Source organism: Nocardia sp. NPDC050408, from assembly GCF_044458905.1.
In the GTDB taxonomy this organism is placed as follows: Bacteria; Actinomycetota; Actinomycetes; order Mycobacteriales; family Mycobacteriaceae; genus Nocardia.
Window position 1 is genome coordinate 25,566 of sequence record NZ_JBITIL010000002.1, and the last position, 23,955, is coordinate 49,520.

A 23,955-nucleotide genomic window follows, 5' to 3' on the forward strand; every position below is an offset into this window, starting at 1 on the left:
GCCCTCTCCGGTGTGCTGCGAGCACATCCCGACGCACTCGGGCTTCCGTCAGTACGGCTATGACTCCCGCAAAACCGAGGCCCCCAGCACGTCGCAGACGAGGAGGGCGGCGTGCAGTTCGGCGATCTTGACAGTTGCGGGCCGGCCCCTGCGCTCTTCGGCACGACGCACCCTCTGCAGGACCGTGTTCCGGTGGATTCCCAAGGTGCGTGCCGCGATCACCAGACTCCCTTGCGCGTCGAGCACAGCCAGGAGTGCGGCGCGCTCGCCGCGCTCTTTCGCGTCGTCGCGTGCGAGAGCGCCGAGCTGAGCGGCGACGAAGGCTCGCGCCGCATCCAGGTCACGCGAGATGGCATCCACCAACGCGACATCGCTGAACTGAGTAATCGATGGCGCCACGCGACCGGACAGTTCGATGACCCGGCGAGTGCGTAGAGCCTCCAGGTGGGAGGTACGGAAGCCGGCAGCCCCCGGATAGGGCGAGCCCACCGCGATGTGAACGTTTTTACTTTCGCCGGGAAACTCCGTCGCCATGCCCGTGAGCGAAGTCCTCACCTCCCCCGTGATCGATGCCCATCCCCACACCGCGAGTGGACCGTCCGCCATGACGAGCGAGTGACCCGCCCCAAGGAACCTTCCAACCTGCCGAGCGAATCCCTCGAGGTCGACGCCACGGTCGTCGACCCAGCACACGAAGGCGATCTGCCGACCGGTGAGCCGGTGGCCGAGCACACGTTCGGCCCGGGCGATGTCGACACGTTCCCCAGCGAGCAAGGCGCGCACGACATCGGCGCGCTCGGCCCTTGCCTGGTTCTGGCGTCGGTCGAGCTCGGCGACGTACTCGTCAGCCACAAGAGTGGAGATGCGGTCGATGTATCGAAACCCGTACCGCTCGAGATCGACAAACGTCCGCAACGCGATGGCGGGGTCGTCGATCCGTTCAGTGAGCGATTCGGAAAGCTTCTCGGTGAAGTACTCATGTCCCAACCGATAGAACCGCAGCATCACATCGACGCTGTGCCCCCGTGATGCCATTGCTCGCGCGTGTTCGAGCGCCGTTACCGGCGCCTCCGCCGCCGCTACATCGATCCCATGGCGAACCATCGAAAGTACCGCTTCGAGATTCGACGAGCACGATCCCAAGGTCAGGCCGCGAAGCTCAGCATCCCCAGCGACCTCCGGTATCCGCTCGACTATGTACCTCTGCATGTCGTCGGCCAGGCTGGACACATTCGCCAGCAAATACGCAGCAATACCCCTTCCAGCCTCCACACCGTGAGCCGGCTCCAGCGCCTCCATATCTGCACACTAACCTCGACCGAACTGCTACAGCCGACCGTTCACGATCGACCCAGCAACGGAGTTGTTGCGTGGCTGAGACGCGAGGACCTGTCTGCTGGTCCGGCCGGAACCCCTCATCGAGAAACCGCGCCACTGATCGGATACGCGCACTGCCGCGACACATCCATCTCGGCAGCCACATGAGCGGGTCCATGACCACCCACCAAGATCCGATCGACCAACAATCGCCGGCCATCTACCCCGGTCACGAAATCTCCGGTATTCAGGTTCGTCTCGGTAGCCAAACCCTCTACTGGCGACCTCACCCATTCCCGCTCACCGGCCACGTCCGCACCGGCATGAGCCGCGGCTACATAGGACACTCTGTTGCACTGGTTTGCCAACGTCGAACTGCTCCGAGCGCTGCCGCTACGGCCGCTCGCACCGCCTCTTCTGAAGGGGTGGGCATTCCCATGGCAGTGGCCATCTCCGCGATGGAGGTCATCGTCACCTCGGGCAGCCCGCAGGCGGTGAATGCCGAAAACGCGGTCAGGTCTGGCGCGATATTCAGAGCAAACCCATGGCTCGTCACGCCGCCGCGAATCCGCATACCGATCGAGGCAACCTTCTTGTGCTCCAACGTCCAGACTCCGACCAGGCTCTGAGCCATGGCCGGCGTGTCACGCCGAACAGCCCGCAGGCCAAGCGAATCCAAGGCGCTGATCAAGCCTTGTTCCAGCCAGCGCACGATATCCCCGGGGCCGCGCTGACGGAGATCGACCACCAGATAACCCATCAGCTGCCCCGGTCCGTGGTAGGTCGCTTGACCCCCTCTGTTCACCTCGACCAGAGGAATCTCGGTCTGCAGCGGCAATTCATGACGGGGGGTCCGGACACCATAGGTGATCACTGCGGGATGAGTGAGCAATACCAGCCGATCCGCAATCAGCCCCTCTCGCCGCTCTCGAACCCAGGTTTCCATCTGCGCAACGGCCTCGAGATACGGGACCTCGCCCAGATCAACCCACTCCAGCTCACCCTCGCTCACACTCGGCCCTCTCTGTGCTACATGCATACCCGACCGACAGACGGGATTGCGGCTCATAAGCATGTCAGGAGGCAGCAGACTCGGGACCGGTGTGCTCGCTCGCTTCTACGGCAAGTGCGGCACCAAGCAGCACTTCCGCGGCCACGCGTGCCAGCGGTCATGAGGCGATTCCGAAGAGCTTTGTCGTGGGGTTATGCCGCATTCGCAATGGACCGTGCTCGCAGTGTGCTGATCCCCTGCCGCCCACGAATCCCACCGCGACCGTCGACGGCGAATGCCTGTGCGTCTCGTGTGTCGATGAGCTGTCGGTGTGCGTCGAATGCGGTGGGCACACCCGCAGCCCGCGCCTCCCCAGCGAAGAGACTCTGCTGTGCGCGCGGTGTGTGTCCGTATGGGAGCGGTGCGTGGACTGCCAGAACTACAGCCGCGCCACCACGACGGCGGTCGGTGCCCGCGAGATCTGTGGCAACTGCGTCCGCGAATACCAATCCTGCGACGACTGCGCCCGGCTGTGCACCGACACCTACGGCGTCCAAGACGGAAACCGGGTGTGCGACACCTGCCTCGATGAGGTACCGCGAATGCGCTGCGTGCTTCGATCTCATCCCCTACGACGAGACCTACCGCCGGGACTGCGCCCGTCCCGGCCATCCTGTGGTCTACGGCTACGACTACAAACCCGTCCACGCTTCCACGGCGACGGCCCACTGTTCCTGGGGCTCGAACTCGAAATCAAAACCACCCCCGCCACTTTCGACAATCCCGTCGACACCGTGCTGGCCCACGCCGGTGACCTCGCCTACCTGAAGGAGGATTCCTCGATCAGCCCGTGTGGCTTCGAGCTGGTCACCCACCCCGTGTCGTATGAGTACGCGCCTGAATTGCGTTAACGCAGCCGAAGTCAAACCAGTTCCCCAACAGTTACCCAAGGTAGGCGTCGGTCACGACTACCCAAGACGGACCGTTCATCTTCGGCAACCATGAATGGTGGCGCCACCACCAAGAATAAGGTTTCATGGGTGAGGGAGAATCAGCACGCGGGTTGCGCAGTCAGGCAACCGCATGCTTACAGTAACCCCAGTCCCATTCTCCCCACCACTGTCCCGAAGCCGAAACGCGATACGCCAGTTGGACAGTCACCACCCACTATCGGCAACAAGCGGGCACGTCAGCAGCGAGCAACCGTTGACCGACAACGTCGAGGACGGCCGCGAGTGGACCGCCGAAGAACCGGCCTACCTCGACAAGATCCAAGAACAACTGGCTGCGCCCCTTACGGAACGACAACTCGCCATACTTCGCCGCTGCTGGCACGGAAGCTACACATCAGACCAATGAGCGCCTGTGCCGACTGTGCCCGCTCCGCCACAACGATGATCCTCCGTGCCCCTCCGGACCATCACCTCGACACCATTGTCCACCGCAGCTCACCCAACGAGCCCCCCGCTAACCCGCGGCAGCATGATATTGCTCGCGATGCTCGATCCAAGGCCGTTGGCGCTCTTCCTCACTCATCGCCAACAACTCACGCAACTTCCCCCACGCCACCTCATCGACCGGGGTATAGATCTGCATCCACGCATGCGGAAGCGAGGGCAGAGACATGCTCGTCAAGAACATCTCCAACTCCCCCACCGCCAAATTACGGATCTGCTTCGTCCGACTCGCCGGAACCGCCACATCATTACGAGCCCACAACGACGCGAAAGCCTCACTCTCAGCACACAACTCAGAGATGAAACCCTCCCACCCCGGATCACCGAGATTCTTCGCATACGAACCCCGCAGGTAACCGACCATGCGCCGCAAGTCATCCCAATTATGGTGATAGGTGTTGCAACACTCCGGGGTCAGAAACACCCGACGGGCCACATTACGCTCGCCCTTGACGAAACCCGGGCACAGCGCCTCATACGACTTATTGTGCGCCAGCACGTCATAACGCGGGCTGAGCACCACACCTGGCAAAGGTTCCAGATGATCGAGAATCACCTGAAGTTCTTCTGGCAGAGCGGTGCCCGCGTGCGCGGTCGGCACCGTCGGCACATCCGCAAGTCGATAAAGATGCGCCTTCTCCGCCGCATCCAACGACAACGTCCGCGCAACCGAATTCAACACCTGAACACTGACATTGATCTCGCGACCTTGTTCTAGCCAGGTGTACCAAGTGATGCCTATTCCGGCGAGTTGTGCGACTTCCTCGCGGCGCAGGCCAGGGGTTCGGCGGCGGGGGCCGGGTGGCAGGCCGACGTCGTCGGGGGTGATCCGGGCGCGGCGCGACTTCAGGAAGGCGCCCAATTCGGCGCGGCGCGCCTTGCGTATCGCACGAACGTCGACAACATCAGCCATAGAGTGATCATCCCGGATCCCGCTAGCGGTATCCAGGTGCTGCCAGTAATAGTTTCAGTGTGAGCGCATGTCGCGCAGGGCGTCCCGTGCTCGGTCGAATACGGCCAGCGGCGGGCTCGTGACGAGGTTCGCCAAGCCGCTCTCGCCGGCATGCGGATGCGGCCGGGTCGGGGCGAGCCGCTCGGCGGTGCGCACCATTCCCGCCCAGCGTTCGAGCTGGTTCACCGAGAACTGCTTGAGCAGGAAGGGGAATTCCTCGATCTCCTCGTGTGCGGCATGTTCGGTGACCTTATCGGCGAACGCGGCGAGCTTGGCATCGAAATCGGGATGGTCGATGCCCATGTCGTACAGTTCGGCCAGTGCGCGCTTCACCGCGTTTTCCTCGGCCAATCTGGGCCCGATAATGTCGTCGGCGCCGAAGGCCGCGCGCCGCGCCACCGCGTGCACGACCTCCTCCTCGGCGGTTTCGTGTACCGCGAGTAGGCGCACCAGCTCGGTGAACAGTTCCCGCTTATCGTCCTGGCCCGATTTCAGCTTCTCGAGCAGGCGCCGGATCTGCTCGTGCTGGGCAGTCAGCAGATCGATCACGTTCTGATCCAGCTTTCCCATCGTGCACCTCATTTCTGCGGCGGGGTATTACACATCTTCCTCCGAAGGCCGGCCAGCGCGCCACGGGCAAACTCACCACCGAGCCGTTTGCTACCTGCGCCGCTGGGTAGGTCGGCCATATGGATCATGCCGTAGCTCCTTTACTCGATGCCCTTGCTGAATACCGTGAGCTGGGACGATACGGTTTTACCCCGCCCGGCCACCGACAGGGCCGCGGCGCTGACGAGCGCGTGCGGCGCATCCTCGGCGCCGATACCTTCGGTTCGGATGTCCTTGGCAACAGCGGGCTCGACGACCGCAAGGCAAGTGGTGGCTATCTGGCGCGGGCCGAGGAGTTGATGGCCGACGCGGTCGGCGCCGATTACGCGTTCTTCTCGACCTGTGGCAGTTCACTGTCGGTCAAGGCGGCGATGATGGCGGTCGCGGGCGGCTCACCGGGCCTGTTGGTGGCGCGCGACAGCCACAAGTCGATCGTCGCCGGTTTGATCTTCTCGGGTGTGCAACCGCGCTGGGTCACCCCGCGCTGGGATGCCGAGCAGCACCTGTCCCATCCGCCGTCACCCGAGCAGATCCGCGAAACCTGGGAGCGCTATCCGGATGCGGCGGGGGCGTTGATCGTCAGCCCGAGTCCGTACGGGACCTGCGCCGATATCCGGGGTATCGCCGAGGTGTGCCATGAGCGCGGCAAACCGCTCATCGTCGATGAGGCGTGGGGTGCACATCTGCCGTTCCATGAGGAATTGCCAACGTGGGCAATGGATGCCGGTGCGGATGTCTGTGTGGTCAGCGTGCACAAGATGGGCAGTGGATTCGAGCAGGGTTCGGTCTTCCATATGCAGGGCGACCTCGTCGAGCGCGAGCGCCTCTCGGCATGCGCAGATCTGTTGATGACCACCAGCCCGAATGTCATGGTGTATGCGGCGTTGGACGGTTGGCGACGCCAGATGGTCGAGCACGGTCACGAATTGCTCGGCGCCGCACTGAAATTGGCCCGGCAGTTGCGTGCGGATATCGAGGATATTCCGGGATTGCACGTACTGGAAGACGAACTGCTCGGCGCCGAAGCCTCGCACGACCTGGACCGCATGCAGGTCCTCATCGATGTCAGCGAACTCGGATTGTCCGGCTATCAGTGCGCCGACTGGCTGCGCGAGAACGCGCGCATCGACGTCGGACTCAGCGATCATCGCCGCATCATGGCGACACTGTCGATGGCCGATGACGAGTCCACCACCAGGCGGTTGCTCGACGCGCTGCTGTCGCTGAGCGCGGCGGCATCGGAAATCCGAGCGCCGGAACAGATTCGACTCCCCGCTCCGCAAGAACTCGAACTCGACACCACAATGCTTCCACGCGACGCGTTCTTCGGATCGGTCGATACGATCGAGATGAAGTCGGCCGCCGGACGGATTGTCGCCGAGCAGCTCACGCCGTATCCGCCCGGTATTCCGGTCGCGGTGCCCGGTGAGCGGCTGAACGAGGCGGTGATCGACTACCTGGTCACCGGTGTGCACGCCGGAATGGTGGTGCCGGATGCCGCCGACAGTTCGATGCGGACGGTTCGCGTGGTCGCCGAGTGACGCGCGGCATCAATTCGGCTCTGCCCGGCGCAACAGCGTGAGCGTCGCAGGACGGCTGGTGAAGGTGAAGTCGTCGCCGCGGTAGTCGACCTCGCCATCGGCGGCAAGGGCGACCGGGCCGTCCTCGACGCGCACGGTCAGCCGGTCGGCGTGGCGGTTGACGTAGGTCGCGGAACGGTCGAGGGTGCCGGTGAGGGTCGCCCAGATCAGTCGGGTTCGGGAAAATGGCAGGTCCGCGCGCAGATAGCGGATATCGAGGGTGCCGTGGCGCAATGCGGGGCGCGACATCGGGATCTGGTGAGCGGGGTGGTAGTGGCCGTTGCCGACGAACAGCATCCAGATGGCTGTGCGGGTGCCGTCGATGGTCGTCGGCAGCGGCTGGGCCCGCAGCAGTACCCGCAGCATGGCGATTCCCGCGGCGGGCCATTTGCCGAGCCGCGGCTCCCAGTGTTCACGGAAGCGGACGAAGTCGGGATAGCCGCCGAGACTGGCGGTATTGACGAAGGTTCGTGGCTCGAGTCCGTCGGATCGCACTTCGGCGGTATCGGTTCGGACCGCGTCGCCCGATTCCAACGCGGCCACCGTGTCCTCGAGGCATTCCACCCCGGTATCGCGGGCGAAATGATTGAGGGTGCCACCGGCGAATACCGCCAGTGGCAGCCGATGCTGGACCGCTGCGGCGGCGACGGCCGAAACCGTCCCGTCGCCACCGAATACGCCGAGTGCGGCGATTTTGTCGCGGCCGACTCGTTTGTCGAGCTGGGTGGTGAGATCATCGGTGACCGTCAAAACCTCCGCGGCGGGCAGGCTTTCGTGTAGTAACCGCAGTTGTTCGGAGCCGGCGCCAACACCCGCACCCGGATTGATCACCAGCAGAAGCCCGAATCCGTTGCGCATCGGGGTGATTCGTTCATGCGCGCCCAGTTCGGCGGGCTCATCGTCGCGCTGCGCCCACCAGCGCCGGGTGCCGAGTGCGATCGCAGCGCCCAATGCCCCGCCTGCGATCACATCGGAGGGCCAATGGACACCGATGTGCACGCGCGAATAGCCGACGGCCACTGCTATCGGCGCGATAATGACCGCGGCAGTGGGAGATTCGAGGGCAACGCCGGTTGCGAAGGCCGCCGCGGAGGCGGAGTGACCGGAGGGGAACGAGGAGGACACCGGCGGTTTCACCAGCCGTCGCACGAAGGGCACCGATTCATCCGGTGGTCGGCGGCGCGGAAACAGCGGCTTCGCGATGCCGTTCGCCACCGAGCTGGCCAGCGCGATCGAGACCAGCCCGCGCACGGCCGCCCGTCGCGGTGCTCGACCACTCATCGACATCAGCGCCGCCACCACCAGCCACAACCGACTGTGGTCGGCGCTCATACTCAGCGTCCGCAGGAACCGATCGGCGGCGGTCGGGCGTACCCGCGCACCGCGCGCCACGAGCCACGCGTCCACGTGGCTCGCGGCCTTCGGTGACTGCCTACGCATCTCCACAGGCTATCCGTCCACGCGCGGTCCGCTTCGGCACCCGGGCGATGCGATCCAGAGCTGACCCGTTGACCTGCGATAACACCGCTCAGCCTTGACACCCGGAGCAAAGTAGAGGAATCATCTGATTCCATTGGAATCGACCGATTCCCATGAGCTCGGGCGCGTACTCGTCCGGAGGAGTGCAAGATGGATCAGCCGACGACACCACCCGACCACGTGCCGATCGTTGTGATCGGGGCCGGGTTCGCCGGTATCGGGTTGGCGGTGAAGCTGCGTGAGGCCGGGTTCCGCGACTTCGTCATCCTCGAACGCGGCTCCGATCTCGGCGGTACCTGGAGCGCCAACACCTACCCGGGCTGTGCGTGCGACGTGCCTTCGATGCTGTATTCGTATTCCTTCGCCCCGAACCCGAATTGGTCCCGCCGCTACGGCACCCAGCCGGAGATCCTCGACTATTTGCGCGGCGTCGCAATCGAATATGCTGTGCCACAACACGTTCGATACGACACAGAAGTACTCGACGCGATTTGGGACGAAGGTGCTGGAAGGTGGCGCATCCGCACCGGACAGGGGACATTGACCGCCGATGTGCTGGTCTCGGCGATCGGACCGTTCAGCGAGGCACAGATCCCCAGTCTGCCCGGTATGCCGAATTTCACCGGCACCCAATTCCATTCCCTGCACTGGGATCACGACCACGATCTGACCGGTGAGCGGGTCGCGGTCATCGGCACCGGCGCGTCCGCGGTGCAGTTCATTCCGGAGATCCAGCCCATCGTGGATCGACTGACGGTGTTCCAGCGTTCGGCGCCGTGGATCGTGCCGCGCATGGATTGGGCGACCAGCACCGTCGAGCGCCTGCTCTTGCGCCGGATGCCCATGCTGGGCAAGACGATCCGCGCCGCGTACTTCACCGGCATCGAGGGGTTCGGCCTGGTCGGGTTCGTGGACAAACGGTTCCGTCATCCGTTCGAAGCACTGGGCCGATTGCAGCTGCGTCGGCAGGTTCCCGATCCGCGACTGCGCCGCAAGCTCACGCCCGACTACATGATCGGCTGCAAACGCGCGATCTTCTCCGACGCCTACTACCCCGCGCTGTCCAAGCCCAATGTCGAGGTGGAGACCGCCGGAATCGCCGAGATCCGGCCGCGATCGATCGTCACCGTGGACGGCACCGAACACCAGGTCGACACGATCATCTGGGGCACCGGATTCGGTGTGCCACCACGGATATTCGAGGCCATCCACGACACCGCGGGGCGCACACTCGCACAGCTGTATCGCGAACGTCCACGCAGCTATCTCGGTACCAGCGTCACCGGATTTCCGAACTTCTTCACCACCCTCGGGCCGTTCGGCGCGGCCGGGAACCAGTCGGCGATCTTCATGATCGAGGCCCAGATCCGCTATATCGTGGACGCGGTAAAGAATATGCGCGACAACGGACTTCGCCGCATCGAGGTCCGACCGCAGGTGCAGCGGAACTTCGTCGATGAGATGGAGCAGCGCAGCCGCGATACGGTGTGGGTCACCGGCGGCTGCCGTAGCTACTACCAGACCGCCGACGGCCATCACAATGCCGGGTTGTATCCGAACTGGAGTTTCGAATATGCCAGGCGCACCAAGCGATTCGATTCCGACGACTACCTGATCGAGGCATCATGAACCTGCTGCGGCTGTTGCCGACCAATGACACCTTCGACATTGCCGACAAGGTCGTGGTGATCACCGGCGCCGGACGCGGCATCGGTGCCGAACTGGCGAAGATCCTGCACCGCCGCCGCGCGCGGGTCGTCATGCTCGACCTGGACGAGGCCAAGGTCGGCATTGTCGCATCGCGATTGGGGTCACGGGCGATCCCGCTGCGCGCCGATGTCGCCGACCGCGACAGTATGATCGCCGCCATGACCACGGTCCGTGATCGTTTCGGCCGCATCGATCTCGTGATCGCCAATGCCGGTATAACCCCGACGCCCGCCACACTGCGCACGATGGATCCCGCCGATTTCGACCGCGTCATCGGCGTCAATCTGACCGGTGTGTTCAACACCGTCCGACCCGCCCTCGACGATATCGTCGCCACCCGCGGCCACGTCGTGGTGGTCTCCTCCTGTGCGGCATTCGCGCCCGGTATGGGCGGGTCCGCGTACATGATCAGCAAGGCCGGTGTGGAACAGTTGGGTCGCGCGCTGCGGGTCGAACTCGCCGCCTCCGGCGCCACCGCCGGGGTCGCCTATTTCGGCATCGTCGACACCGCCATGACCCACCACACGCTCGACGACGACGAATTCGGCCGCGCGGCCGATGCCATGCTGCCCTGGCCGCTCAACCAGCGCATCAGCGCCGCTCAGGCCGCTTTGGCCGTCGCCGACGGCATTGCCCACCGAGCCCCGCGCACCATCGCACCCCGCGTCTGGGAGCCCTATTCCCTGCTGCGTGGTGCGATCAACGTGCTGATGGACCAGTACCTCAGCACTGACGAACAGTTGCGGATCCTGCTCCGCAAGCTGGAACAACGCGAGTCCAGCGACGCATGACATGATCCAACCCGTGACTTCGTCAGCATCTACCTGGCGCGGCAGCACCATGGCCAGCCGCGCCGCCGAGCGCCGCGAACAACTCGTGCGCGCGGGTTACGCGCTGCTCGGCGGCGAGGGCGCGGGGGCGACCACCATGCGGGCGGTGTGTCGTGAGGCGGGCCTGAGCCTGCGCTATTTCTACGAGAACTTCGCTGATCGCGAAGCCCTGCTGATCGAGATCTACGACCAGACCGCACATGGGCTCGTCGATGCCGTCACAACCCGGCTGGTCGACGCGCCTTTCGACGAAACTGCCCGCGCCCGAGCGGCTTTCGACGCGGCGGCACAGTATTTCGCGGACGATCCACGCCGCGGACGGATCATGTTCCGCGAAACCCTCGCCGATGACACGCTGCGCGCCCACGGCGCCGACGCACTCCCCGCCTTCGTCACGCTCGTCGCCACCCAACTCGCACCGGAGCAGGCCGCGCGTCTGACCTCCGCACCGGGCCGGATTCCGCTGCCGGTCAGCGCGATATCCGGCGCGCTCGTCGCGCTGTTCCTCGATTGGCTCGACGGCGACGTCGAGGCCAATCGCGACGAGGTCGTCGACTACGCCACCCGGCTCACCATCACCATTCTCGGGCTTACCTGATTACAGCAGTCCACGCAATCGCAGATCGCTGACGTACTTGTCGATGAGCCGGGGCGTCAGATGCGGAATATCGTGGTCGGCACCGACTTTCGCGGCTTGCACGGCAGCGGTGAACCCTTTTGCCGGGATGGCGGCACCATGGACCGGCCGACCGGGTCGGCTATAGGCGTGCAGCAGCGGTAGCAGCGAGGCCTGCCGCTGTTTCTCGGGAAGACCGCGCAGCGCGGTTTCGAATCGGCTCAACCATTCCTGATAGTCATCGATCCGCCGGATCGGGTGGCCGGATTCGATGAGCCATTCCACGAATTCGTCGAGCGAGATGCCGTCGTCGTGTGGATTGAGGACGTCGAAGGTGTGGAAATCGGTGCGCGCCCGGGCGCCGATGGTGGCGATCGCTTCGGCGGTGAAGTCGACGGGCAGGCCGTCGTAGTGGGCGCGTTGGCGCTTGCCGTCGGCATCGGTTTCGTAGAAGGAGTACGGGGCGATGCCGGTGGCCACCAGGCTCAGCAGCAGTCGGGTGAACATGTCCGGAACGTTGAGCTGGCCGTCGAATCGGCTGTGCGCCAGGATCATATCGGAGCGGAAGACCGCGACCGGAAGTCCGCACAGATCGTGCGCTTCGCGCAGCAGGACCTCCCCCGCCCATTTGCTGTTGCCGTAGCCGTTGGCGTAGCTGTCGTCGATGGCACGCGTGGGGCTGATTTCGCGGATATCGCCGTCCTCCACGAAGGACAACGGCTGTACCTGGGCGGCGACGGCCACGGTGGACAGATAGGTGACGGGCTTGATCCGCGAGGTGATGGCCAGGCGGATGAGTTCGGCGGTGCCGACGACATTGGGACCGAACAGCTGGTCGTAGGGCAGAACATGGTTGACCAGCGCGGCCGGGTGCACGATCAGGTCGACGGTGTCGGCCAGCCGACGCCACGTCGCGTCATCCAGGCCGAGATTCGGCTCGCCGATATCACCGGGCAGCACTTCGAGGCGGCGGCCGGCCAGCTCGCGGTAGTGCCGCAGCAGCTCCGGATCACCGCTGTCGAAGGCCTCGTCGAGCCGTTTCCGCGCTGCCGCAGCGTCTTTGCCGCGAATGATGCAGATGAGTGCGCCGTCCGTCTTGTCCAGTCGCTCCAGCCATTCCAGGCACAGGAAGCGGCCGAGATAGCCGTTGGCACCTGTCAGCAACACCGTCTGCGTCTCGGTCGTATGTGGGAGATTCGTTGCTGCGGACAGTGTTTGCGCATCGATGAACTTGTCCAGCGTCAGTTCATCGGCACGCGCGAGGCCGCCGTGCGGGTGAACCGCGGCAAAGGTGGGACGGATCGAGCCGGACCTCTGCGCCGATTCGACATACTCCGCCAACTCGCGCAAACCGTTGGCCGGGCTGACGATAACGCCCACCGGCACCTCGACGGCGAAGATATCGCGGAGCAGATTCGAAAACGACAGCGCGGACAGGGAATCGCCACCCAAATCGGTGAATTGCGCATCCGGGTGCAGATCGGTTGTCGCACAACCGAGCAATGCTCGCGCGGCTCGGCTCACGGTTTCCAGAACCGGCAGGTCGGCGGCTTCGCGGCGAAGTACGTGCAGTTCGTTCGCCTGACCTTCGGCCAGTTCGGCATAGAGCTGCCGCAGCCGCTCGCCGTAGCGCTCGATCAGTTTGGGACGCAATAATTTACCGATACCGGAGAGCAGACCGTTTTCGGTGGTGAAGGGTTCGGTTTCGATGAGGAAATCGCGCGGGATCTCATACGATTCGAGATCTGCCGCCTTTGCGATGCGCTGCAGTGAATCACTCAGTGCCGCTTTGGGATCAGCGCTGCGCAGCGTCTCCTCGGTCGGGACGATCACCGCGAGCAGGTAGGCGCGTTCACTGCTGCCGTAGACGAAGATCTGCTCGAGCATCGGGCTGCTGGCATATACGGATTCCAGGTGTGCGACCGCGACGAATTCGCCCTGGGAAAGCTTCAGTACATTATTGCGACGGTCGAGGTAGACGAGTTCATCGGGTCCGAGTTCGGCCACGATGTCACCGGTCCGGTAGAAACCGTCCGCATCGAAGATCTCCGCGGTGACCTCGGGACGCTTGTAGTACCCGGGAATCATGGTGGTGGTCTTCAGCAGCAGCTCACCGCGCGGATGCGGCTGGTCGGTACCGAAATATCCCAGCTCCGGCACATCCACCAGCTTGTAGTCGAGCACCGGTGGGCGGTGGATCACATTGTCGACCATGATGGCGCCGCCCGCCTCGGTCGAACCGTAGCCATCGTGCAGATCCATATCGATGACCGATTCCATGAATGTCTTCATCTCGGCGGCCAGTGGCGCACTGCCGACGATGGGCGATAGGAATCGGCCGCCCAGGAAGTCCTCGCGCAGTTCGGTTTTCACCGCACGGTCGAGTTCGGCGCGGTCGATGCCGGGTTCGGCGCGACGTTCCATTTCGCTCTGATAGCGCTGGAAAACCATATCGCACACGCGTGGCACAAAGAACATCTCGGTCGGCCGGACGAGGCCGATATCCTCGAAAAGCGTCGATATATCGCTCTTGGCCGTGAAATACGCGGTGCCGCCGCGAGCCAGCACGCCGTAGAGCGACATGCGTCCGGCCATATGGCTCATCGGCATATAGTTCAGGCCGATCCCGGCGACCTCCGGCTGGGCCAACCACATCGCGGTTACCAAACGGCTGGTGTACATTGCGCCCTTGGGGGTTCCGGTACTGCCGGAGGTGTAGATCAGCAGCTCCAAAGCGTCGTCATCGGGTACGAACAGAGGCGCGGGCGGCAGGGTGCGGCCGCGTTCGAGTACCGACTCCAGCGATTCCACCACTATCGGAGTGTTCGCCAGGCGATCGCAGGCGGATTCGAATGCGCCGCGCTGATTATCGTCCTCGGGGTGGTAATCGAAGACCACAAGGCGTTCCGGCGTCGGGCCCGCCAGCACGCATTCCACTGCGGTAGTGAGGGTTTCGACGGTCGCGGCGAGGATACGTGGTTCGGTCTCGGCAATGATCGCCGACAATTGCCTCGGCGCCGCACCGGCCTGCAACGGCACGGCAACCGCGCCGAGATACAGACAGGCCAGATCGAGCGTGGTGTAGTCGCTGCTGGTGAAGCCTAGCGTGGCAATGAAGTCGCCTGCTTCGATGGGGTTGTCGGGATTGTGATGCCAGGCTGCGGCGATCGCACCGACGCGCGCCCACAACTCGCCGTAAGTGATGGTGCCGAATTCGGGCAGCGGTCGCAGCGTGCGCCGCCCGGACTCGTCCGTGGTGAGTTCGAGGACCCGGTGCCCGAGCGCGGGGCGATCGGCGTAGGCCGCCATGACCGTCGCCACGATCTGTGATGGCCGCATTCCGGGTTCTCGGATCGCGGCGAAAGTGTCCGGCATCGGTCGCGCGTTGCGAATGTCCGGATAGGTGGCATACAGGTCGGCGATGCGATTCATGACCTGTTCCATCCGCGTATCAATAATCATGGCCAGCCTCCTTCGGTCGCATGCCGACCGTCGGTTGTTCTGTTCAGATTGAAGACGCCTGTATCCAGTAACACGTTAGCCTGGCTAAATATTCCAGGGCGGTCCATATTCGGCAACGGGCCTGGCCATATCATTGCGCCGCGCGGCGCTTTGCGATGCTGAAACCATGACGATCCCGCTTCCCGATCTTGTCGAGACGCTGCTCGGTGGTCCACTCTCCATTGTTACCGCGGGCGATCCGGTGCTGCGAACGCCCGCCGCACGCTACGCCGGCCAGCTGACGCAGACGCAATTGGATCGCTTGGTGCGGGCTATGCGGGAGACGATGCATGCCGCCCCTGGTGTCGGACTGGCCGCCCCGCAGGTCGGGATACCGCTGCGGCTGGCCGTGCTGGAGGATCCGGCCGAAGTGACCGACGATGTGCGCGCGGTCCGCGGACGGGTCCCGCTACCGTTCCGAGTTCTGGTCAACCCGACCTACGAACCCATCGGCGACGCCCGCGCCGCATTCTTCGAGGGGTGCCTGAGCGTTCCGGGCTGGCAGGCCGTCGTCGCGCGCCACGCCCACGTGCGCCTGCGCGGACAGGACGAGCGCGGCCGCGAACTGGACGAGGAAGTCTCCGGCTGGCCCGCCCGTATCGTCCAACACGAAACCGACCACCTCGACGGCACCCTCTACATCGATCGCGCCATCACCCGCTCCCTGACCTCCACCCAAACCCTCACCGACCGCTGGTCCCAGCCGACCCCCGCCGCCGCAGCCGACGCCCTGGGCTTCGACCTCCCCTGAACTCGGCTCGTCGACGGGGTCATCCCTCGTAGCGCGGCGGGAGTCGCATGAGCTGCACGGGCCGCACGAGCCGATACCGTGACGTCCAGTCCCGCCACACGAAAACTATTGCGCTGGTAAATCTCCGGGCCGATGAAACGGCGCAGGCCGGTCTCGGTCGTTCGGCTCATCGGGGACTACACGATCGATCTCGGCTGTCACTGGAACCGCCCGCCAGTGCCTCAGACCGCTGCCAATTGCCGATTCGGGTGATGATCACAGCCGCGCAGGCCCCGGCAACCACCATCAACAGCGCCACGACAGCGGCCCGCACCGGCGATAGAAAGTCGGAATCGACTGGCCAGAAAAGCACGGTCCATGTGGCCAGCCACGCCGACCACCACACGCCGACCAACAACCCGCCCGGACGCCCGCGGAGGTCCGGCGCATCCTTCGGTGTCCGCGGATCACTGGCGCGCAGGACGTCGGTCAGGATCGTCGCGGGAAACCACAGGTTGACCACGGGGCAGAACCAGCCGCCGACCACCCACCCGATCGGTAGCCGATGCCGCGCCGCACACAGCGCATCGGCGTTGCTCCTGGCCTGCCGCAGCCACACCAGGAACACGATCCCCGTGCCGAGCAAAGCCACGAACATGATGATCACGGCCGGACCGACGATCATAGACCAGTCATGAAACTCAGTGCGGGCCTGGATATTCGGGTACTCCCCGTGATATCTGTCGAGTGCACGATGGCCCATCGCCTCGGTGTTCACGAAGACGAGCAGTGCAGCTGTGGTGCAGCCGATCAAACCGATCGACCAATGCCCGAGCGCGTCGATCGGCCGGACAGCTCGCAGCGGGCCGCGCACTGCACCGGGGGTGGCCGACGGAGACACCCGGCTCTGATTCTGCTCGAGTGCGGTCTGGAGGCTCGCCGAGTTCCGTGAGTCGTCGCAATCGAGCCACCGCGTCGTGGCGGTGGACACGGTCAATCCGATCGTGATGACCGGGAAGATGACCCCGACCGTCACCAGCACCGGACTGCCGATCGAGATCAGATCGTCGTTACTCGCGGCAACCGCCTTAACGATCGCGAATTCGATTATCCCGTAAGCAATGTCGGCCACGCATGCGGCGACGACGAACGCACGGCCCAGCCGACTCCTGCGGAGCAGCTGAATGCCGCCGAGGAGCAGCAGCGCGCCGATCACCAGGAAGATCGGGGCTGAGATCAGCATGGTCGTCCGCATCGGGCGATCCGCCTCGCGAAGCAGCTCACTGCCGGTGTCGAGGAACATGTACAGGCCGACCGCAAGCACTGCGCTCAGCAGCCGATGAGCCGCGCCGAGCAAGGCGAGCACACCCGCCGCGATCGCGGTCCCGCCATTTGGTCGGTCTCCGTGATGGAGATTCGGGCTGCTATCGGGTTGCGGTTGAAATATCATCTCTCGTCCGTCCCAAGAGGCGGGGGATTGTCGAAGACCTGCGGAGGTGTTGCGGGATACGGTTTCATGCATCCCTCAACCTGGTGACGGGGCAAACGGTTGCCCACGTTTCGTGCCCAACTTTTTCGGGCACCGACCTGTTGTAGTTCGGTAAGGACACAGAAAGGCGGTTCGGATGAGCACGACAGACAACGGCGATTGGGTTCGTGACGTTGCGCTCATCTCGCTGCTCGGCGCGGTGCTGCAGGACTGTGCGCGGGAACCGCTGTTATTGCTCGCCAGCGCTCCTGAGACGTCGGTGATTCGGATTGGGCGTGGCGGCGCCGATTCGGCGCGGGCGTTCGACGACTTGCTGATCGAGGCGTACGAATCGACCAAGGACAGGCTGCTGGCCTCGGTCACGAAACAGGTCGGGAGCCGCACCGACGCGGAAGATATCGTCCAGACCGCGTTCATGCGCGTCTACGCCGCGCGCCCCGACATCACCGACGCCGAGGAATTGCGCCGCTACATCTGGACCGCCGCGAAGAACCTGACCCGCGATACCTGGCGGCGGGCCGCCAACGATCGCGACCGCCTCGATCCCGACGGCGAGACGCGGATCGCACAGCTCGCAGACAGCGCCGGACTCGCCTTCGACGATGTGATCGCGTTGCGGCACATGCTGGTTGCCGCGCTCAACGCCGTCCCCGCCCGCGAGCGCGAGGCAGTAGTGGTACGCGCGTTCGAGGGAAACACCTATGCCGAAACAGCCGCGATCATGGGCGTGGGCGACGGGACTGTGAAGGCTTACGTACACGCCGCGCTCAAACGGCTCCGCGCGAACATCGAAGCCGCCTGATACACAATCGAATTCAACGCTCGAGCATCAGCCGCGGGCACATGGCGGCTTGCTGTCGACGCCGCGCGGGAGCTTGTCGCGTTCGGCGTCGATGTAGTCACGATTGCTGATCAGGCACAGCCGTTTCTGAATATCGTTGCGGTCGAGATTGATTCGGATCAATCCGACGTCCGACAGACCGATGAGCGTCGTTCCGACGAGCTTCCAAACCGTGATGGATCCAGGCACGGTGAATTTCGTGCTGGTGCCTGCTCGGGTGTCCCAGACCTCGACTTCGGACTTGTTGCCGAGCACGACAAGACCGTCTGGTGACCAGCCGGCGACAACGGAGTCGTGCGGTACCGGCGGCATGTCCATCTTCGCCGTTTCACCAGTGGCGGCATTCCAGCGGAACAGCGCTCCTGAGTCATCCTGAACCAGCACCTCGGTGTTCCCGGGATTCATATGGACATTCGCCACACCTACACCCGGCAGTTCGAACGAGCGAACCAGTGCACCGCTGTCGAGATTCCACAGCTGCAGCGACTTGCCGGCGATATTGACAACTACCGAGTCTGTCGACGCGTAACCGACGAGGGTCGCCGCTTTTGCGGTAGTCCGCAAATCGTCGAGATTCTGGCTGAGCAAGACCTGACCTCCGATCTGTCGACCGTCGCCGATGTGCCAGCGCGTGATGGCTCCCGCGTGCAGCGCGGCCGCTTCGTCGTCGTTGCGGATGGCGAAGGTGACGAACGATAGATCCGCCGAATTCAAGCCCGAGGGCGTCGGGAGTGGTATTCGACCTACCTCGTCGAAGGCCGGCATCAGCACAACGGCAACCCGCGAAGTGCCGGTCCACATCAGGGCGTGCCGCCCATCTGGAGTGAAGGCGAGCATCGCGTGTGGCCAGACACGAAGCGTGAAACCAGGCAGGCTGAAGAGGAGACGCATCGACTGCATGTCGATGACTTCGAAGGTTTCGCCACGAGAGCCAGCGACATAGCGGCCGTTGGGACTCCACAAGGCCGTGACGTCGTCGGGCGTGATCTCGGCCCAATCAGAATTGGACTCCGCCGCCGCCCCGTATCGCTCGATGCCGTTACTCGCCGCATAGATCAACACCGGACCAGCCGAGGTGAGGTGTACCGCAGGAGCGATCGCGTCGGAGCTGTGTCGAACCTGGACCTGATAAACACGTCCAGTCGCTATGTGGACGAGCTTCGCGATCTCGAACGCATCCCTGTTCTCGCCGGAATATTCGATCGCGAATTGTCCTGTGCTGTCGAGTCGCAACGATCCGCAGGTGCCGAGACCGACCCGGCGAAGTTCGGCACCGTCGGCGCCGCGAATAATCAGCGTCTTCGAGTCATCCGCGCATTCGACGGTCAGCCCGTCCGGTGTGACGTCACGCCCCGGCCAATCACGAACTGGCCGACCGCTTTTCAGGTCGTAAATGACCTGGTGAACTTTGAGATCGACATCCGTTTCCGAAAGCCACAGGGTCTCGTTCGCGGAGTCGACCCGTGCGATGGTCCGGGTCGGCATGCCATCGGCAGGAATGTCGGGCAACCGATGAGGCGGTCCGGACAGGTCATATCGTTCGATCACATCGGGATCGCCGAGATAGGTCCCATGGCCCCGCTTCGGGTCGACAGAAATGAACAGTTGCCTGCCATCCTGGGAGAACTTTGCGACGAGCGCCGTTCTTCCCACGACATCCGCACCGTCGGGACGAACGGTGACGGGACCGGATCGAGTCGCCACGTCCCACAGCGCAATGCCGCCACGATTGTTCAGGATCGCCAGTTTGCCGCCCTCGGGGCTCAGGCGTGCGCCGACAACATTCGGCACCGTCGCCACCCGCCACGGCGACGGCGGTCCGGTGAGAAATCCTGTCCAGACTGTGATCTGGCCATTCGATTGGGCAGTTGCCAACACCGACGCATCCGCGCTGAAGCCGGCTGTCAGCACATCGGACCAAAGATCGTTGTACGCGGCCTCTAATGCGCCGAGCCGAATCTGCGCGAGCAGCTGCTCCGCTCGCACATCCGCATTGTTCGGAGCGAATCTTCCTGCGGCTTGGGCGAGTTGGAGAGCCGCCGACGGATCGGTATTGCCGAGCGCCTCCGATTGCTGGGCGAGGTTTATTCCCGCCTGCTCGCGTAACTGTGCTGTCCGGGCCTGACTGGTGCGGTAGGCGACGATCGCGGTGCCGGAGGCGACCAGGGCGAGGACGGTGACAACCGCAGTGACGGTCCACAAGCGCCGCACCTCGCGGCGGCGGAGTCGACGAGAAGCCGCGATGTATAGCCGGTGAGCCGCAGGGACTTCGGGTTTGCGCCTATCGACCCATTCGAGCGCATCCTCCAGCGCCCTACCGTGTAGCAGCGCGCCGTTGTCGTGCTCGGACAGCTCCCATTTCTGGCGGTCCTGCTCGAGTTGCTGCTGCCAGGCGCGGAAGTCGCGGTCGTCCTGCAGCCAGGCGCGCAGCCGCGACCAGTTGTCGATGAGGGCCTGGTGGGCCAGTTCGACGGTGTCGGTTCCATGTGCGTCTCGGCCCACGACGACCAGCCGATCACGCGCCAATCGTCCAGCGACACTGCGCAGTTCAGGGAAATCACCCATCGACACCACGGACCGGACGAAACCGCCTCCGCTCGAAGCGGGAGCGGCGAGCAACTTCAGCAAGCGCTGCACGCCGAACGCTTCGATCGGATCGGTGAACTGGGCCAGCACACGGTCGGCGCGGTCGGTGAAGAAACCTATTGCGCGGCCCGCTCTTTCGTAGTCATCGACGGTGATCGAAGCAGCGGCCCGTCGATCCCACAGTTGCGTCAGAGTCGACTCGAGCAGCGGCAGCGCGCCCGGCTCGCCCACCGTGTCATCCACGAGACGCTCGACGAGGGCCGGGTGTAGATCGGCTCCGGGCGCACGGGCGGCGGGCCGCTGGATGGCGTCGCGGAGTTGGTCACGACCCATCGGTGCCACCGCCACCGTGGCTCCGTCGAGAAAGCTGGCGAGGTCCGCGTCGATCAGGTTGTTCAGCGCATCCCACCGCAACGTGAGCAGAATTCGGATGCGTCCCTCGGTATCGGCGCGGGCGAGCTCCATCAGCCATTGCAGCACCGCACGCGCCCGCTCCGGCGCGGTCGCAGCCAGATCCTCGAACTGATCCGCGAACAGCACCAAGCCCTCCGGCGGCACGCGTTCGAGCAGGCGCGCCACCGAATCATCGACAGTCCCCGGCTCAGGCGCCGCCTGCTGCGCCAGCAGTGTCGAAAGCTGGCCGCCGTCCGGAAAATCGAATCGTGGAGTCATCGCTCGGACGACCGGCGTGGCCGCATCGCCCGGCGACACCTCGCCGGCAAGCCGGAAGGTCGCGATCTGGCGCCCCTGTGCGCGGAGCCGGGGGATCACCCCCGCGCGGATGAGCGACGATTTGCCGATGCCCGACGGTCCGGCCACCGCGACGAGCGGTCGCTTCCGCAGCGCCGCCAACGCGCGATCGACGTCGTCGTCTCGACCGTAGAAGTAGTCCGCGTGTTCCTCGTCGAACGGCTCCAGCCCACGATAGGGGTTGGGGACGAACGAGGGGTCCATGCCGAGTATTTCGGCGATCGGGATCATGAAAGCGGTTCCAGTGTACCCACGCGGGTCGGCGACTGCCGCCATCCCCACTACCGCGTCTGTTCCGCTGTCCCACACCGGCGCACCGCTGAACCCCCGCGTGATCGGCTGACCGCCGACTCGCTGCAGTTGCAACCAACCGGTGCCCTGCCGTTCCCGGAACTCACCCGACGCCCAGACACCGTCGGGCAACTCCGCCGGAAAGCCGAACATCCGGAACTCGCGCCCCCACGGGTCATTGGCACGCCAAAACGGCGGCGGAACAACCGGATCGCCCACGGCGTCGTCCAGTTCCAGAATCGCGATATCACCCCGACCGTCCCCCGCGATCGGGGTCCACCGGCGCACCCGCGCACGCCACGTCCCGACCGACGGCAGCAACGGAAACTCCACCGCCACAATCGAATCCGGCGGCTGCACAGCATTTGGATCGGTACCGGCCGCGAACGCGATCACGTGCGCGCACGTCGCGACGATGTTCGGGCCGACCAGGAATCCTGCGCCGACGACCTGACCTGTGGTCGTGCAGATCCGCGCATGCGCCGAGCCGAACCGAGCGACAGCGCTCGAACCACCTGCAGTCATGGTCCCTCTCCCTGTGTACCCGACCGAACATATCGCGGCACAACGGGGCTCGAGATCGAAAGGCGATATCGTAGGTGATCATCTGTCCGCGGTTCCACGGCACTCGCCGCGTCCACCGGTCGGTATCCAGGTGTTGCCAGTACCAGTGTTATCGGACTCCTGTTACTGGTGTCGGATCGGTTGCAAGCTCATCACATGACTCAGACCTTGCAGCCGGGAACCGCTGCGGCCACGTCGGCCGCTGCGGAGCCGGCAGTTCAACCCGCCGAGTTCGGTGCCCGGCGGACCATCGCGGTGCTCGCGGTATTGCTCACGGGGCAGTTCATGGCGGTGCTCGATGCCTCGATCGTGAATGTCGCCATTCCTTCTATTCGTACTTCGTTGCATACCAGTGGATCCGCGTTGCAGTTGATCGTCGCGGGGTATGTGATCGCCTATGCCGTATTGCTCGTGACCGGTGCCCGGTTGGGTGATCGGTTCACACAGCGCCGCACCTTCATTACCGGGCTCGCGGTGTTCACCGTTGCCTCGCTGGCCTGCGGTTTGGCGTGGAATGAGTTCTCGCTCATCGTATTCCGGTTCCTACAGGGTGCCGGTGCCGCGGCGATGATTCCGCAGATCATGACCATGATCCAGCGGAATTTCACCGGCAATGCCAGGGCCAAGGCGCTCAGCGCGTACTCGGCGATCATCTCCGGCGGTATGGTCGTCGGCCAGGTGGCGGGTGGATTGATCGTCAACGCCGACCTGTTCGGCAGCAGCTGGCGCGGTGTATTCCTGGTGAATGTTCCGATCGGTGCGGTGCTGCTGCTGATTGCGCCGCGGGTATTGCCCACGGCCACCGCACGATTCGATCGGAAGCTGGATCTCGCGGGTCTGACCATGCTCACCATCTCGGTACTGCTGCTTGTGCTGCCGCTGGTATTGGGACATGAGCAGGACTGGCCGCTGTGGACGTGGATCACTCTGGGCGCCAGCGTGATAGGTGTCGGATTGTTCGTTGCGATCGAGCGGGCCGTTGCGGCTCGCGATGGTGAACCGCTGTTCGCACAGCGGGTGCTGACGTCACCGGGTCTGGCGCTCACCGCGGGCACACTGTTCACGATCATGGCGACCTTCGGCGGCTGGATGTTCGTCATGGCGATACACCTGCAGAGCACTCTCGGCTACACCGCACTGCACGCGGGTCTGCTGTTCATTCCGATGGGCGTGACGTTCGCGCTGGCCAGTTTGAACTGGGAGCGCATCCCACATCGCCTGCACGCCACCATGATTCCGTTCGGCCTGACGGTCGGCGCGACCACAATGGTGACGCTGGGCATGATGCTCCGTAACGGCGCCGACTTCGGACCGCTGCCGCTGGCCGTCTTCGGTATCCAGGGCATCGGCTTCGGCCTCGCCTTCAGCCCGCTGATGACCCGTACCCTGGCCAGGATTCCGATGGCCCTCGCCGCCGATGCCAGTGGCATTCTGGTGACCAGTGTGCAGCTCGGTGTCGTAGTCGGGATCGCGTGCTTCGGGTCGGTTTTCCTCGGGCTCGCGGGCAGTACAGTGCTGTCGGCCGCACATGCGCTGGGCGGCACCGCGATTGCGGAGGGCGTAACGGTATTGGTTGCGGCGGCACTGTCCGCGCGCGCCGCACGGTAGGTGCGACAACCGATCCCGGATTCGCTTGTTGGCGCATCCGGGATCACCGGACTC

At 64.4% G+C, this 23,955-nt stretch carries 16 protein-coding genes; 8 read left to right on the forward strand and 8 right to left on the reverse strand.

Translation table 11 applies throughout. The features are described from left to right. Positions 1 to 57: 57 nt before the first annotated feature. On the reverse strand, positions 58 to 1,299 hold the full coding sequence (locus ACIBJI_RS04925) for a helix-turn-helix domain-containing protein (protein ID WP_364359483.1): 1,242 nt from the start codon (positions 1,297 to 1,299) through the stop codon (positions 58 to 60). Positions 1,300 to 1,651: 352 nt separating this feature from the next. Then, on the reverse strand, positions 1,652 to 2,329 hold the full coding sequence (gene lipB / locus ACIBJI_RS04930) for a lipoyl(octanoyl) transferase LipB (RefSeq protein WP_364359480.1): 678 nt from the start codon (positions 2,327 to 2,329) through the stop codon (positions 1,652 to 1,654). Between the two features lie 404 nt (positions 2,330 to 2,733). Here lipB and ACIBJI_RS04935 point away from each other — a divergent pair, with 404 nt between their 5' ends. Beyond that, the gene (locus ACIBJI_RS04935) at positions 2,734 to 3,219 is read left to right on the forward strand and encodes a hypothetical protein (RefSeq protein WP_364359477.1); all 486 of its coding nucleotides are present in this window, start codon (positions 2,734 to 2,736) and stop codon (positions 3,217 to 3,219) included. A gap of 556 nt (positions 3,220 to 3,775) precedes the next feature. On the opposite strand, the gene ACIBJI_RS04940 is transcribed toward ACIBJI_RS04935, so the two are convergent. Together ACIBJI_RS04940 and ACIBJI_RS04945 are read right to left on the reverse strand one after the other, a co-directional pair. After that, on the reverse strand, positions 3,776 to 4,678 hold the full coding sequence (locus ACIBJI_RS04940; protein WP_396955181.1) for a helix-turn-helix transcriptional regulator: 903 nt from the start codon (positions 4,676 to 4,678) through the stop codon (positions 3,776 to 3,778). Positions 4,679 to 4,732: 54 nt separating this feature from the next. After that, on the reverse strand, positions 4,733 to 5,287 hold the full coding sequence (locus ACIBJI_RS04945) for a hemerythrin domain-containing protein (protein ID WP_364340684.1): 555 nt from the start codon (positions 5,285 to 5,287) through the stop codon (positions 4,733 to 4,735). 119 nt (positions 5,288 to 5,406) lie between these two features. Here ACIBJI_RS04945 and ACIBJI_RS04950 point away from each other — a divergent pair, with 119 nt between their 5' ends. Next, positions 5,407 to 6,867: an ornithine decarboxylase gene (locus ACIBJI_RS04950; RefSeq protein ID WP_364340682.1), complete on the forward strand. Its 1,461-nt coding sequence runs from the start codon at positions 5,407 to 5,409 to the stop codon at positions 6,865 to 6,867. 9 nt (positions 6,868 to 6,876) lie between these two features. Here ACIBJI_RS04950 and ACIBJI_RS04955 read toward each other — a convergent pair whose 3' ends face one another. Further along, a complete protein-coding gene (locus ACIBJI_RS04955) occupies positions 6,877 to 8,346 on the reverse strand; it encodes a bifunctional phosphatase PAP2/diacylglycerol kinase family protein (RefSeq protein ID WP_397083101.1) in 1,470 nt (489 codons plus the stop codon). A gap of 189 nt (positions 8,347 to 8,535) precedes the next feature. Between ACIBJI_RS04955 and ACIBJI_RS04960 the strand changes: the two genes are divergently transcribed. Genes ACIBJI_RS04960 through ACIBJI_RS04970 form a run of 3 tightly spaced genes read left to right on the forward strand, consistent with a single transcriptional unit; the run spans position 8,536 to position 11,523 of the window. Continuing rightward, positions 8,536 to 10,014: an NAD(P)/FAD-dependent oxidoreductase gene (locus tag ACIBJI_RS04960; protein WP_364340678.1), complete on the forward strand. Its 1,479-nt coding sequence runs from the start codon at positions 8,536 to 8,538 to the stop codon at positions 10,012 to 10,014. After that, on the forward strand, positions 10,011 to 10,886 hold the full coding sequence (locus ACIBJI_RS04965; protein ID WP_364340676.1) for an SDR family oxidoreductase: 876 nt from the start codon (positions 10,011 to 10,013) through the stop codon (positions 10,884 to 10,886). Before ACIBJI_RS04960 ends, ACIBJI_RS04965 begins: the two co-directional genes overlap by 4 nt. Before the next feature lie 13 nt (positions 10,887 to 10,899). After that, complete coding sequence (locus tag ACIBJI_RS04970; RefSeq protein WP_364340674.1) at positions 10,900 to 11,523, forward strand: TetR/AcrR family transcriptional regulator; 624 nt, start codon at positions 10,900 to 10,902, stop codon at positions 11,521 to 11,523. On the opposite strand, the gene car is transcribed toward ACIBJI_RS04970, so the two are convergent. Then, positions 11,524 to 15,003, reverse strand: coding sequence for a carboxylic acid reductase (car, locus tag ACIBJI_RS04975; protein WP_364340672.1), 3,480 nt, complete (start codon positions 15,001 to 15,003; stop codon positions 11,524 to 11,526). A gap of 166 nt (positions 15,004 to 15,169) precedes the next feature. Here car and def point away from each other — a divergent pair, with 166 nt between their 5' ends. Beyond that, entirely contained in the window at positions 15,170 to 15,793 is a 624-nt protein-coding gene (def, locus tag ACIBJI_RS04980) for a peptide deformylase (protein WP_364340670.1), read from the forward strand. 166 nt (positions 15,794 to 15,959) lie between these two features. On the opposite strand, the gene ACIBJI_RS04985 is transcribed toward def, so the two are convergent. Beyond that, positions 15,960 to 17,222, reverse strand: a complete 1,263-nt coding sequence (locus ACIBJI_RS04985) for a DUF4328 domain-containing protein (protein ID WP_397083104.1) — start codon at positions 17,220 to 17,222, stop codon at positions 15,960 to 15,962. A gap of 175 nt (positions 17,223 to 17,397) precedes the next feature. Between ACIBJI_RS04985 and ACIBJI_RS04990 the strand changes: the two genes are divergently transcribed. Then, positions 17,398 to 18,063, forward strand: a complete 666-nt coding sequence (locus ACIBJI_RS04990; RefSeq protein WP_364340666.1) for a sigma-70 family RNA polymerase sigma factor — start codon at positions 17,398 to 17,400, stop codon at positions 18,061 to 18,063. A gap of 27 nt (positions 18,064 to 18,090) precedes the next feature. On the opposite strand, the gene ACIBJI_RS04995 is transcribed toward ACIBJI_RS04990, so the two are convergent. After that, complete coding sequence (locus ACIBJI_RS04995; protein WP_397083107.1) at positions 18,091 to 22,254, reverse strand: trypsin-like peptidase domain-containing protein; 4,164 nt, start codon at positions 22,252 to 22,254, stop codon at positions 18,091 to 18,093. Positions 22,255 to 22,449: 195 nt separating this feature from the next. Between ACIBJI_RS04995 and ACIBJI_RS05000 the strand changes: the two genes are divergently transcribed. Continuing rightward, a complete protein-coding gene (locus tag ACIBJI_RS05000; RefSeq protein ID WP_364340662.1) occupies positions 22,450 to 23,901 on the forward strand; it encodes an MFS transporter in 1,452 nt (483 codons plus the stop codon). Positions 23,902 to 23,955: the final 54 nt, after the last annotated feature.